Here is a 12354-nt window from a genome sequence, read left to right as displayed (position 1 = left end):
TATTTCCGTAACGGAAAATAAATATAGGAGTTTGGAAAATAAACTTTTCAACGAGATTTCTAGAATTGGTTACGTAAAACAAATGCTTATAAAAAGATGACTATTGTGCAGGAAATTAACTAAGAAGAAGAGAATACACTTAAGAATGAAAAGCGGAGGTGGAAAATGATCAAAAAGCAAAGGGAAAAGTCGCATAGACTTCTAACTCATGAAGCGGCAATGCGAAGAGTCCCAAAAAATCATCCTAAATACTCACTAATGGAAAAAGAACATGGTAGATTATTCTACGGCCATAAAGGGGAAGAGGCAATGGATTACTTTTTAACCTATCTCCCTGATGACAAATACCTAATAGTAAACAGTCTCAGGCTTGAAGATCCAAAAGGTAGATTCTTTCAAATGGACACATTTCTTCTCTCGCAGACACACTGCATTATAGTTGATTCAAAGTATATAAATGGAGTTTTAGAGTTTGACCAGCAGGCAAATCAACTAATAAGACACTTACCTGACAATGGAGGCATAGAAAAATTAAGCGATCCAATTTCTCAAACGGCACGTCAAAGGCTTCAGCTTAGACTTTGGCTAGAGAAACACAATTTCCCTCCGTTACCAATCGCAAGTCTCATCGCTTTAACTCATACTAATGCCACTCTTATCAAGACCACATCCTCTATTCTAAAAAATGTTACTTTTCATACGAACCTTCCAAACAGAATACAAGAGATTAACAGTAATCATAGGCACGAACACCTAAGTAAGAAAGATCTAGTAAAACTTTCAAAACTGATGATAAAAAAGCATACTCCTGATAAGTTTAATCTTCTTGCCTATTATAATATTGAACCCCATGAACTAATACTTGGGGTAATCTGTAATTCTTGTACATGTGTCCCAATGCAAAAAAAGAGATCAACATGGCATTGCTTAAAATGTGGAGATTGTTCTAAAGTCTCACACCTAGAAGCACTTTCAGATCATAAATTGTTAATAGGGGATATAGTCACAAATAAAGAAATACGGTGGTTTCTTCAATTGCCTTCTCCAACAGCTACTTCCAAATACTTATCCTCATTAAACCTTAGATTCGAAGGGGACTATAAAGGTAGAAGATATTTCCTGTAGAGAAATAATACAAAAAACGCTCACTCCCGAGCGCTTTCGTCCACTTCAATCAGAAATGCGTAGTAGGCATCTCCGTCATATGCTTTATTTTTCCACCTTGCAAAGTAGGAGAAGTAATAGAGCCCCTCTTCCGTTGGTGCACTAAATTTGTTCTCAACTGCTAAGACAACAATGTTCTCATATTGATCAGTCAACGAAAAATCCACCGAATATTCACTAGGCTCCGGTCCATCTGGTATATCAATTGTTATTTCCTCACCTGGAGCTACTATTATTGGTTCTTTATCTGCCAAAAGGCCAACAGAGCCGGAGTAATCTTCACACACTCCTTGACGTTTGTTGTTCCAACAGAAGCTCCCTCGGACCGTTTCATATGTATCTCCATCAATTATTACAACAGCTTCAGGGGGTGTTATCCGTTCCGTATCAACCTCCCCTGACATCCCGGAGCATCCGGTCACCAACAAAATAATTACAAATCCCAACATAGAGATTAATACACGCATTCAGTCCGCCTCCTTCTCAACTTACTAGACGAACTGTTCTTCCATATAGTTACACATATCAGAGATTATTTCCCCTTCAACCTAAAATGCACGACTGCGCTATAAAAGCGTCTGCCTTCCTCATCCACATGCATCTGATGAGAAACGGAGTGAACACCAAGCATAATGGCGCGATTATGGTCGATTTGCTCATTTATCTTTTTCTCTAACGTCTTTAAATCAAGCGCTTCAAAGAATTCCACTTTATCTTCCAACAAACTAAATTCAAAGTTCATAATTCCAAGTCCTTTCATCGGGTTTATACCATGTAGTTTTGTAGCCCTTTTGAAATTGCTCTAACCCTACTCCTACCAACTATCTAAGTATATCCTACCAAACATTTTCATTGAAGAAAATAGAAACATGTGTTAGATTGAGAACAGTTATTTTTTTAAAACATACTATGCTTATAGGAATTATATAAATTATTCTTGGAGTGATCATCTATGGGACGTGAATTCGTCGAACTGTTTAACGATTGGGCAAATTATTATGATGCGACAGTAAGTGGGAAGGATCAAGAATATGCAGAGGTTTTCCGTGGGTATGATGATATCTTGAAGGATGTGGCCTCTAAGGCATTAAGTCCTGTCGTAGAATTTGGTGTAGGTACCGGGAACCTCACAGCACAGTTGCTGAAAAAAGGCCATGAAGTTTTTGCTATCGAGCCTTCCAAAACGATGCGCGAAAAAGCTGTCGAAAAGCTTCCGAAGACGGTTAGCCTTGAGGATGGTGACTTCCTGAGCTTTCCGATACCACCTGAACCAATTAAATCCATTGTCAGCACGTATGCGTTTCACCATCTAACAGATGCAGAAAAGGAAGAAGCGGTGGCGCACTATGGAAAGTTACTTGATAAAGGTGGTAAAATAGTATTTGCTGATACGGTCTTTGAAAATAAAGAGGCGTACATTGCGACAATTGAACAGGCAGAAAAGCATACGTTTTTAAATCTGGCTAATGATTTAAAGACTGAATACTATACAACACTGGATGTCCTGACAGCTATTTTTGAAAAGCATGGATTTGAAGTGGAGTACCAGCGATTTAATCATTTTGTCTGGGTAATGGAAGCGACGAAACAATAGCAGGTGGGCATTACATGTTCTCTTTTCTAAAGAGGTGGATGTTCCTGCCGCTCATATTAAGAAAAGAGGGATTTTATAATGAAAGTAGCAATTATCGGAGCAATGGAAGAAGAAGTAACCATCATGCGTGAAAAGATTGAAGGTATGGAAACAACAACTGTTGCAGGTTGTGAATATTATACAGGAACATTGAATGGCGTGGATGTTGTTCTTTCAAAATCAGGAATTGGGAAAGTAAATGCGGCGCTTAGTACGTCTTTACTATTAGAACGTTTCAAGCCTGAAGTAGTTATTAATACAGGATCTGCCGGTGGGTTCTCGCCAGCATTAAATGTTGGAGATGTTGTTATTTCGACGGAAGTTCGTCATCATGATGTGGATGTGACGGCTTTTGGATACGAATACGGACAAGTTCCGGGCTTGCCGGCAGCATTTGAAGCAGATGCAAAGCTTATGGCTTTAGCAAAAAAAGCTGCTGAGAATGTAAGTGGCATGCAGGTTGTGGAAGGACTGATTGCAACAGGAGATTCCTTTATGAATGATCCGGTACGTGTGGAAGCGGTTCGGGAAAAGATGCCTGAGCTGCAAGCTGCGGAAATGGAAGCGGCGGCAATTGCGCAAGTTTGTCATGCGTTTGAAGTACCGTTTGTGGTAATCCGTGCACTGTCTGACATCGCTGGAAAGGAATCCAATATCAGTTTCGATCAATTCCTAAGTAAAGCAGCATTGCATTCTTCCATGTTAATTGAAAATATGCTGAGTGAGCTGAAAAACGCTTAACACACGGAAGTAATGTCTGCGGGGGGATAAATGATGAACGTTTTTAAAAATGTCCATGGCTTGATAGGAAATACACCTGTCGTGGAGTTGACTAATTTTGAGGTGCCACAAGGGGTGCGCCTTTTTGCTAAGCTTGAATTTTATAATCCAGGCGGAAGTATTAAAGACCGATTAGGAATAGAGCTTTTAGAAGATGCGGTTCGTTCCGGAAAGCTGAAAGAAGGCGGGACGATTATTGAACCAACGGCTGGTAATACTGGTATTGGTCTTGCTCTAGCAGCAGTCGGCACCAGCTATAAGGTGATGGTATGTATGCCGGAGAAGTTCAGTGTGGAAAAGCAAGAGCTCATGAAGGCACTTGGTGCAACGATTGTTCACACGCCTACACCACTCGGTATGAAGGGGGCCATTGAGAAAGCGAAAGAGCTTAACAAGGAAATTCCCAATTCCTATTGTCCACAGCAGTTCGGTAACCCTGCCAATCCAGAAACCTATTACAAGACACTGGGTCCTGAGCTTTGGGAGCAGTTGGATGGACAGGTGAATGTATTTGTTGCAGGAGCTGGAACTGGTGGAACATTCATGGGAACAGCAAAATATCTGAAAGAAAAGAACCCGGATGTGAAAACGGTCATCGTGGAGCCAGAGGGATCGATTCTTAATGGCGGCGAGTCCGGTCCGCATAAAACAGAAGGCATAGGGATGGAATTTTTACCAGGATACATGGATGAAACATACTTCGACTCCATCCACACGGTGTATGATGTGGATGCGTTTGAACGCGTCAAAGAATTGGCGCAAAAAGAAGGGTTGTTGGTCGGGAGCTCATCAGGGGCAGCACTTCATGCAGCCTTGGAAGAAGCAAAAATTGCCCAACCTGGAACCAACATTGTGATGATTTTTGCCGATAGCAGCGAACGCTATTTAAGCAAAAAGATTTATGAAGGAGGAATTTGATATGCATAAAAAAACAAAGTTGATACATGGTGGAATTTTTGGAGATCCTCATACAGGTGCGGTTTCCACTCCCATCTATCAAGTTAGTACGTATAAACAGGAGAGTGTAGGAAACTTCAAGGGGTATGAATACTCCAGAACTGGAAATCCTACACGTCATGCGCTTGAAGAATTAATCAAGGATTTAGAAAATGGGAAAGCCGGATTTGCGTTTGGTTCTGGTATGGCGGCCATAACTGCAGTTATGATGTTGTTTGACAGCGGTGACCACGTAGTCTTAACAGATGATGTGTACGGTGGAACATACCGTGTCATGACAAAGGTGCTAAACAGAATGGGGATCAGTTCTACTTTTGTAGACACTAGCAAGGTGGAAAATATTGAGGCTGCCATTCAAGAAAATACGAAGGCGCTCTTCATTGAAACACCGACCAACCCATTGTTAAAAGTGACCGATATCCAAAAAGCGAGTTTAGTTGCGAAAAAGCATAATCTACTGACGATTGTTGATAACACATTCAGCACGCCATACTGGCAGACGCCAATCAATCTTGGTGCAGACATTGTCCTTCATAGTGCGACGAAGTACATTGGAGGGCACAGTGATGTGGTGGCTGGTCTTGTTGTCGTTAACTCTGAGAAATTGGCAGAAGAGCTGCATTTCGTTCAAAATTCAACGGGAGGCATCTTAGGGCCGCAGGATTCTTGGTTATTGATGCGTGGAATTAAGACGCTTGGACTTCGTATGGAAGCGACCGAAAAGAACACTAACCGTATCGTTGAATTCCTTGAAAGCCATCCGTTTGTAGGAAAAGTTTATTATCCTGGGTTGGAAGATCATCCGAACCATGAAGTTGCCAAGCAGCAAGCTGGCGGTTTTGGGGGTATGGTGTCCTTTGATATCGGAAGTGCAGAGAAAGCAGATCAGCTGTTGGCAAGAATTAAATACTTCACGCTAGCGGAAAGTCTAGGAGCGGTAGAAAGCTTGATTTCTGTTCCAGCACGTATGACGCATGCGTCCATTCCAGCTGAACGTCGTGCAGAACTTGGAATTGTTGATGGATTGGTACGTATATCAGTTGGTATTGAAGATGTAGAAGATCTTATTGCTGATTTGAAACAGGCTATTGAAGGATAAAAGTGATGTAAGGTCCTATGAGAGTATAGCTCTTATAGGGCTTTTTTTGTGTCTGTTGATTAGCGTTCTAGTAAAAATCTGATATAATATAAAAATAATACATAATTTTCATACTATTTACACTAGGAGGATTATCATGTCTACAGTACCTGTATTAGAAAAGAACGTTCAAGAAAAAGTGGATGCATTCAACAAGCTTGATGAGAAGCTTTGCCATTATAATGATGTGTTGGGGCTCCTTAGCTGGGATTCTAAAACAAAAGCACCTAAAAAAGGCCGTTCCTTGTTTGGAAAAGCAAGAGGAACATTATCAACTGAAGCTTTCAAACTATCTATCTCAGAAGAAATGGGAAAGTTGCTTACATACTTAACAGAAGAAAAAGTTTGGGAGCAATTGGATGAAGCGACAAAGGCATGTGTAGGCGAGAGGAAAAATAATTATGATAAATCGATAAAAATCCCTGCAGATGAATATCAAGAATATGTGATTCTTGTTAATGATGCGAATGAGGCATGGGAAGAAGCGCGCGATAAGAATGACTTCGCCTCTTACGCACCTGTTCTTGAAAAAGTACTGGCATTCAAGAAAAAGTTTGGCGAATATTATGGCTATGAAGGGCATCCATACAATGCGATGCTAAATGAGTTTGAGCCGGGATTGACTGTTGAGAAGCTTGATCCATTGTTTAAAGAGCTTCGTGAAAAAAGTGTAGAGATATTAAATAAAATCAAAGCTTCACCATCCCAACCGCGAGAAGATATTTTCGCACAGGAGTATGATATAGAAGCTCAGAAGAAATTTAATCAATATATTTTGCCTCTAATCGGGTTCGATATGGAAGGCGGTCGCTTGGACGAAACGGTGCATCCGTTTGCTTCTTCTGTCAATACTGGAGATGTTCGAATCACTACGCGCTACTTGAAAGATAATGTTCGTTCCGCTATTTTTGGCACCATCCATGAGGCTGGACACGGAATGTATGAACAAGGAGTTAATCCTGCCTATGAAGGAAGAGTGATTCGACGAGGGACATCCTTTGGTATTCACGAGTCGCAATCTCGCTTCTTAGAAAATATGGTTGGACGCAGTAAGGAATTTTGGACTTGTTTTTATAAAGATTTACAAGAGCATTTTCCGGAGCAACTGCAAAATGTCTCATTGGATGATTTCTATGCTGCCACAAACAGGGTGGATCCGTCTTTCATTCGTGTGGAAGCAGATGAGCTGACATATAATCTTCATATCATGATACGCTATGAAATTGAAAAAGGTTTATTTGCCGGGGAATATGAAGTGAAAGATCTGCCAAAAGTATGGAATGAAAAGATGGAAGAATATTTAGGGATTACGCCACCAACAGACACACTTGGTGTCCTTCAGGATGTACACTGGTCCTTTGGCGGATTCGGATATTTCCCTTCTTATTCACTAGGTAATCTTTATGCAGCGCAAATTCTCTATACGTTTATCAAGGAAATGCCAGATTTCTATGACAAGATTGAACAGGGAGACTTCATGGCAATCAGCGGGTGGTTAAGAGAGAATATCCATCAATATGGAAAACTTTATTCTCCAAACGAATTGATTGTGAAAGTGACGGGAGAAGAACTGGATGCAAAATATTTGGTAAGATACTTAGAAGAGAAGTATTCTGCTATCTATCAATTTTAATATTATTAACTAATAGGAAAAAAGCCTTCTGTTTAGCTGCAGAAGGCTTTTGACGTTTTCCGGAAGAAATTACATGCCGGAAAACCTAGCAAACTATGTTAGAGTGAATAGTAGATGGGGGGAATCTAGATGAATACGAAGGTGTTACACGCAAAGATTCAAGATTATACTAGATATGCCATTATTTTAACGACCGTCAGTGTGTTTTTATATATTGGAGTTGCTTTTCAGCATGCAGGGAAAGAAGCTTTACAGATCTATACGATGATGGGTGCCACAGTTGTTTTACTTGGTGGGGCAGTGTTTTTTGTATGGAGAGCGAGAAAGTTGAAAAAGATTTTACAAGAACAGGATGAACAATAAGAAGAGGAGCCCTTATTGAAGGTTCCTCTTCTTATTAATTTGTTGATTTCCGTTCCAGGTGCTTCGCTTGCCTGCGGGCGGTCCGTGAGCCTCCTCACAACGCTTCAGAGGTCTCACCTGTCCCTTTCTCCCGCGGGCGTCTGCGCGCCTTCCACTCCAATCAACAAGGGACTACTATCACCTTGATACCTTATCTCATCGACTTCCGATATCCAGCCTTTTTTGCTTCTTCTTCGGTGTTAAAGCATGCTTCAGGAATGGTCCGGTCATAGTAGGCTCCTGTTTCCACGTGATAGATTTTTTCTCCGCTTGAGCTGATATTACCTTTTATTGTACAGCTGTCCGACACGGGTTTTTCCTCGGCTGGAGCTTTAATTTCAGGGTCTTCAACGTATTCAGGAAAAAAACCATCTTCCTGTGCATAGTTCTCCACACTCCAAATGCCTATCCCTTGCGCTTGAGCTTTCTTTTGAATAACTTGATAGCTATCTACATATCTCGTGTTAGGTGGGAAAATATATGCTACTCGTGCCAACCCACGCTCGAGAAGCTCTTCCTGTGCTGACAGACCATTCACATATACGTGTGCTAAAATTCGTCCATAGTGGTCCCGTTCGCTTACATCGAGCTCTATTTCCACTTTTCCGCCTTCCATGAACTCTTCCAAGAACTTTTTCGCTTCTGGACCAAACGGCTGGGGACCGTCCATTTTAGGGTGATTCGTTTCTGGAGTATCTATAAGCAAGAAACGGATATTCTCTTCTTTATTATTTATTTTCACCTTTATTGTGTCTCCATCTATGACACGAACGAGAGGGACCTCTGTTCTTTTATATTCGTGTTCGGTATCTTCAAGATTCTCTATCTCTGTTTCTGTTTCGGCTGAACTCTCATCACGTGGATCAACTAGCTCCTGAACTGATTCAGGTGAATTGTTCTCTGTCACAGTGGAGGAACTCTCATCCAAAGAGCAGCCTGCCAATACAAGAACAAGAACAAAACACCATGTATATAATTTTATTCTCATAGGTGTCTCCTTTCGGTGCAAAAAAGTATTCCTCATTATATCATGCATCAAGTCTTGTACTGCGCGATTTTTAAAACAAAGTTTGACACTCTAAAAAGTAGGGTATTTATTGTTTGTGCTTTTAGGAAATACTGTAGAGAAATAAATACTTGTATGGGGGAGTGAGAAGGTTTTGATAACCTTTCAGGATGTAACAAAAACATATGAAGATGGGACAACCGCTGTCCAATCCTTTAATCTAGAAATTAAAGAAGGAGAATTCTTTGTCCTAATAGGACCGAGTGGATGCGGAAAAACAACCACATTGAAAATGATCAATCGATTACATAATGTAACCAATGGGGATATCCTCATTGACGGGAAGAGTATTTCAGAACATAATATCCACGAACTTCGTTGGAATATTGGCTATGTTCTCCAGCAAATTGCGCTTTTTCCACATATGACAATCGAGGAGAACATATCCATCGTGCCAGAGCTTAAATCTTGGAAAAAAGCAGACATCTCCAAAAGAGTGGATGAGTTGCTCGAGCTTGTAGGACTGGAGCCGTCTACCTATAAAAAACGAAAGCCATCTGAATTATCAGGAGGTCAACAACAACGAGTAGGAGTGGCTAGAGCATTGGCAGCCAATCCACCAATCATCTTAATGGACGAGCCATTTAGTGCGCTTGATCCCCTCAGCAGAGAACAGTTGCAACAAGATTTTCTTAGCTTGAAAAAGAAAATCCAAAAAACCATCGTGTTTGTCACTCACGATATGAACGAAGCTCTAACACTTGGCGACCGGATCTGCCTAATGAAAGATGGAGAGGCAGTACAAGTAGGAACCCCAGAAGAGTTCGTCAATAACCCGAAAAACGATTTTGTGAAATCTTTTATCGGGAATAGACGCAGTGTACTTCAGAAAACCATCGAGGAACTAATAGAAGACTTGATAATAGGCTCTTCAGAAACGCCTTTCCGCGAAGTAGATAGTAAGCTAACACTTGGACAACTCCTCGCATATTTTGCAGATGAAGAGGCTGTTACCATTATGCGAGCAAACCAACCTTTAGGTGTCCTTTTTAGGAAAGATGTACTTCGCTTCCTTCATGAGCACAGCGAAGAAGGGGGGCTTGTATAATGACATTCCTTCAAGAACTATATGCAGCTCGTGGCGATCAACTATGGACTGCGCTATTAGAGCATATTCAAATATCGGTCATTGCACTGGCGATAGCAGTGTTCATATCTGTACCACTAGGTGTGTTATTAACAAGAAAAGAGCGTATTGCAGAGCCTATTATTGGTATAACAGCGGTCATGCAGACTATCCCTTCTCTTGCTTTGTTAGGGCTATTAATTCCTCTTGTTGGGATTGGGTTTGTTCCAGCAGTCATCGCATTATTTCTCTATGCATTGCTCCCGATTTTAAGAAATACCTATACAGGAATAAAAGAAGTAGATTCTTCCTTGCGTGAAGCGGCAAAAGCAATGGGAATGACTTCTATGAAAAGGTTATTTCGAGTGGAGTTACCACTTGCTTTGCCTGTTATTATGGCAGGTATACGGACAGCGATGGTATTGATTATCGGTACTGCGACCATTGTCGCATTAATTGGAGCAGGAGGATTAGGAAGTCTCATTCTTCTTGGAATAGACCGGAACGACAATGCGTTAATTTTACTAGGAGCAATTCCTGCAGCACTCCTTGCGATATTGTTCGATATCATTTTACGTATGATTGAAACTGCTGCAAGAAAAGGATCTGGTAAAAAAGCACTCATCATAGGAATTGCTGTGGTTCTTCTTTTTCTTTCTCCTTTTGCAGTCATGAAAGCGACAGAAGCGGACCTTGTTATCAGTGGAAAGATTGGCGCAGAACCCGATATCATCATTAACATGTACAAATTGTTGATTGAAGAAGAAACAGATCTCCGTGTTGAATTGCGCCCGTCTCTTGGAAACACAAGTTTTGTATACCGAGCCTTGAAAAATAAGGACATTGACATATACCCTGAGTATTCGGGTACAGCCATTGTCACCTTATTGGAAGAGGAACCTGTCAGCATTGACGATGAGGAAGTGTTTGAGCAGGCCAAAAAAGGATTGCTGAAGCAAGATGAGCTTGTGTATCTCCAACCAATGGGCTTTAATAACACTTATGCGCTAGCTATCCCGGAAGACTTTGCTGAACAAAATAACATTAATACAATATCTGATTTGAACGGTGCCAAAAATGAAATTAAAGCAGGATTTACTTTAGAATTTTCTGACCGTGAAGACGGGTACCGAGGAATTCAAGAAGTGTACGGCATCACCTTCCCTAACCTGACCACCATGCAAGCAAAACTACGCTATCAGGCAGTGGAAAATGGCGATGTAAACTTAGTAGACGCCTACTCGACAGATGCAGAAATCAAGCAATTCAATCTGCGAGTTCTTGAAGACGATAAAAATCTTTTCCCTCCTTACCAAGGAGCGGCACTGCTCAGAAAAGAAACCCTTGAAGAGCATCCAGAACTAGAAGACATCCTAAATCAATTGGAAAACCAAATAAATGATGACGAAATGCGTGACATGAACTACCAGGTAACCGTAGAAGGAAAAACGACTTATGAAGTAGCCAAAGAGTTTTTGGAAGAGAAAGGCTTGATTGGTGAATAGACACATAATTAAAGAATGAGCTGTGAACTCACAGCTCATTTTAAACTGTAGAAGAGGGTGCTGTATCTGTTTTTAATTGAGTAATTTTATCTTGTATATAAAGATTAAAATCTACATTTTTCTGTAAGTCAAAAACTGTAATTGCCTTTTGATAATTAGTAATAGCCTCCTCTTTCTTTCCCAAAAATGAGTAGTTATACCCAATATGATAATAAAGAGAACCTAGTAAATATAGACTGTTATTTTTAACACACCAGGCTATTCCTTTTTGGCATTCCTCAACAGCCTCATAATATTTATTAATATTGGTCAGTGCTTTAGATTTATTGTAAAAAATTTTGGTTTTAATTGTATAGTCATGGAATGAAGGAAGTTTTACAAAATTAATTAATGCCTGATTAAATGTTTCAATGGCCTTTTGATATTCACCGGTTTCTGAATGGATGATACCAATACTATTTATTATTTCTATTTCTCTTTCGCCTAACAGTTTATTTGTCATTTTAGTCAAGTCCAGGGCTTCTTTAAATAATTTTAGTGCAGACCCCTTCTCTTTTTTTGTATAATAAACACATATTCCTTCATTCCAAAGTAAAAATTGTGAATTTTTCCTATTGTTGAAAAAGAGAGGATTCTTTTTTTCGGTGTTGATAATTCGATAAACTTCTTCGTAGTTGTATTCGTTTAGAGCGGATCTCACTTGTTCTTTTACCATTTTTACATATTCTAAGTGGGGGGTCGTAGCTAAGTCGTAGAAATAGTTAACATCTACGCCAAGCTTTTCAGCAATAAAGTAGAGAGTATTAGCTAACGGAAATACTTCTCCTTTTTCAATTTTGCTTATTTGCGATTGTGTACAAATGTCATTGCTTAATTCTGCTTGAGAAATCCCCAATTCTTGTCGAAGAGCCTTAATTTCCTTTCCAATTACTGAAAAATCCATAATCTTCACTTCCTATAAATTATTCCTAGAGTTATATTGTCCTACGATTTTGGTAGGAAAACGAAGA

Annotated in this window: 13 protein-coding genes; 9 read left to right on the top strand and 4 right to left on the bottom strand. The window is 40.2% G+C overall.

The window, feature by feature from the left end:
• Positions 1 to 165 precede the first annotated feature (165 nt).
• Complete coding sequence (locus tag HF078_RS18270; protein WP_169292434.1) at positions 166 to 1125, top strand: nuclease-related domain-containing protein; 960 nt, start codon at positions 166 to 168, stop codon at positions 1123 to 1125.
• A 20-nt stretch (positions 1126 to 1145) separates the two neighbouring features.
• Here HF078_RS18270 and HF078_RS18265 read toward each other — a convergent pair whose 3' ends face one another.
• Together HF078_RS18265 and HF078_RS18260 are read right to left on the bottom strand one after the other, a co-directional pair.
• On the bottom strand, positions 1146 to 1631 hold the full coding sequence (locus tag HF078_RS18265; RefSeq protein ID WP_169292433.1) for a hypothetical protein: 486 nt from the start codon (positions 1629 to 1631) through the stop codon (positions 1146 to 1148).
• A gap of 65 nt (positions 1632 to 1696) precedes the next feature.
• Positions 1697 to 1906: a YrzA family protein gene (locus HF078_RS18260; RefSeq protein ID WP_148979855.1), complete on the bottom strand. Its 210-nt coding sequence runs from the start codon at positions 1904 to 1906 to the stop codon at positions 1697 to 1699.
• A gap of 210 nt (positions 1907 to 2116) precedes the next feature.
• Here HF078_RS18260 and HF078_RS18255 point away from each other — a divergent pair, with 210 nt between their 5' ends.
• The 6 genes from HF078_RS18255 to HF078_RS18230 all read left to right on the top strand — a co-directional run bounded on the left by HF078_RS18255 (position 2117) and on the right by HF078_RS18230 (position 7668).
• Complete coding sequence (locus tag HF078_RS18255; RefSeq protein WP_169292432.1) at positions 2117 to 2758, top strand: class I SAM-dependent methyltransferase; 642 nt, start codon at positions 2117 to 2119, stop codon at positions 2756 to 2758.
• A 78-nt stretch (positions 2759 to 2836) separates the two neighbouring features.
• On the top strand, positions 2837 to 3538 hold the full coding sequence (mtnN, locus tag HF078_RS18250) for a 5'-methylthioadenosine/S-adenosylhomocysteine nucleosidase (protein WP_169292431.1): 702 nt from the start codon (positions 2837 to 2839) through the stop codon (positions 3536 to 3538).
• A 33-nt stretch (positions 3539 to 3571) separates the two neighbouring features.
• A complete protein-coding gene (locus HF078_RS18245) occupies positions 3572 to 4495 on the top strand; it encodes a PLP-dependent cysteine synthase family protein (protein ID WP_169292476.1) in 924 nt (307 codons plus the stop codon).
• Position 4496: 1 nt separating this feature from the next.
• The gene (locus HF078_RS18240; protein ID WP_168864440.1) at positions 4497 to 5633 is read left to right on the top strand and encodes a bifunctional cystathionine gamma-lyase/homocysteine desulfhydrase; all 1137 of its coding nucleotides are present in this window, start codon (positions 4497 to 4499) and stop codon (positions 5631 to 5633) included.
• 136 nt (positions 5634 to 5769) lie between these two features.
• Complete coding sequence (locus HF078_RS18235) at positions 5770 to 7305, top strand: carboxypeptidase M32 (protein ID WP_169292430.1); 1536 nt, start codon at positions 5770 to 5772, stop codon at positions 7303 to 7305.
• Positions 7306 to 7434: 129 nt separating this feature from the next.
• On the top strand, positions 7435 to 7668 hold the full coding sequence (locus tag HF078_RS18230) for a YrhC family protein (protein WP_169292429.1): 234 nt from the start codon (positions 7435 to 7437) through the stop codon (positions 7666 to 7668).
• A 190-nt stretch (positions 7669 to 7858) separates the two neighbouring features.
• On the opposite strand, the gene HF078_RS18225 is transcribed toward HF078_RS18230, so the two are convergent.
• A complete protein-coding gene (locus tag HF078_RS18225; RefSeq protein ID WP_169292428.1) occupies positions 7859 to 8695 on the bottom strand; it encodes a thermonuclease family protein in 837 nt (278 codons plus the stop codon).
• A 172-nt stretch (positions 8696 to 8867) separates the two neighbouring features.
• On the opposite strand from HF078_RS18225, the gene HF078_RS18220 reads away from it, so the two are divergent.
• Both HF078_RS18220 and HF078_RS18215 read left to right on the top strand, forming a co-directional pair.
• On the top strand, positions 8868 to 9821 hold the full coding sequence (locus HF078_RS18220) for an ABC transporter ATP-binding protein (RefSeq protein WP_169292427.1): 954 nt from the start codon (positions 8868 to 8870) through the stop codon (positions 9819 to 9821).
• Entirely contained in the window at positions 9821 to 11344 is a 1524-nt protein-coding gene (locus tag HF078_RS18215) for an ABC transporter permease/substrate-binding protein (protein ID WP_169292426.1), read from the top strand. The genes HF078_RS18220 and HF078_RS18215 overlap by 1 nt, the downstream gene beginning before the upstream one ends.
• Before the next feature lie 40 nt (positions 11345 to 11384).
• Here the strand turns inward: HF078_RS18215 and HF078_RS18210 are convergent, their stop codons facing one another.
• Positions 11385 to 12287: a helix-turn-helix domain-containing protein gene (locus HF078_RS18210; protein ID WP_169292425.1), complete on the bottom strand. Its 903-nt coding sequence runs from the start codon at positions 12285 to 12287 to the stop codon at positions 11385 to 11387.
• Positions 12288 to 12354 lie beyond the last annotated feature (67 nt).

The sequence above is a fragment of the Bacillus sp. RO2 genome (assembly GCF_012911845.1).
In the GTDB taxonomy this organism is placed as follows: domain Bacteria; phylum Bacillota; class Bacilli; order Bacillales; family Bacillaceae_I; genus Sutcliffiella_A.
The sequence above is the reverse complement of the archived record's forward strand: the minus strand, read 5'-3'. Positions and strand labels throughout refer to the sequence as shown.

What these genes read in the sequence shown, in the direction of transcription:
- mtnN (WP_169292431.1), top strand. Translation starts at nt 2,837, where the DNA reads ATGAAAGTAGCAATTATCGGAGCAATGGAAGAAGAAGTAACCATCATG.
- HF078_RS18265 (WP_169292433.1), bottom strand. Translation starts at nt 1,631, where the DNA reads ATGCGTGTATTAATCTCTATGTTGGGATTTGTAATTATTTTGTTGGTG.
- HF078_RS18260 (WP_148979855.1), bottom strand. Translation starts at nt 1,906, where the DNA reads ATGAACTTTGAATTTAGTTTGTTGGAAGATAAAGTGGAATTCTTTGAA.
- HF078_RS18245 (WP_169292476.1), top strand. Translation starts at nt 3,572, where the DNA reads ATGAACGTTTTTAAAAATGTCCATGGCTTGATAGGAAATACACCTGTC.
- HF078_RS18225 (WP_169292428.1), bottom strand. Translation starts at nt 8,695, where the DNA reads ATGAGAATAAAATTATATACATGGTGTTTTGTTCTTGTTCTTGTATTG.
- HF078_RS18215 (WP_169292426.1), top strand. Translation starts at nt 9,821, where the DNA reads ATGACATTCCTTCAAGAACTATATGCAGCTCGTGGCGATCAACTATGG.
- HF078_RS18235 (WP_169292430.1), top strand. Translation starts at nt 5,770, where the DNA reads ATGTCTACAGTACCTGTATTAGAAAAGAACGTTCAAGAAAAAGTGGAT.
- HF078_RS18210 (WP_169292425.1), bottom strand. Translation starts at nt 12,287, where the DNA reads ATGGATTTTTCAGTAATTGGAAAGGAAATTAAGGCTCTTCGACAAGAA.
- HF078_RS18255 (WP_169292432.1), top strand. Translation starts at nt 2,117, where the DNA reads ATGGGACGTGAATTCGTCGAACTGTTTAACGATTGGGCAAATTATTAT.
- HF078_RS18270 (WP_169292434.1), top strand. Translation starts at nt 166, where the DNA reads ATGATCAAAAAGCAAAGGGAAAAGTCGCATAGACTTCTAACTCATGAA.
- HF078_RS18240 (WP_168864440.1), top strand. Translation starts at nt 4,497, where the DNA reads ATGCATAAAAAAACAAAGTTGATACATGGTGGAATTTTTGGAGATCCT.
- HF078_RS18230 (WP_169292429.1), top strand. Translation starts at nt 7,435, where the DNA reads ATGAATACGAAGGTGTTACACGCAAAGATTCAAGATTATACTAGATAT.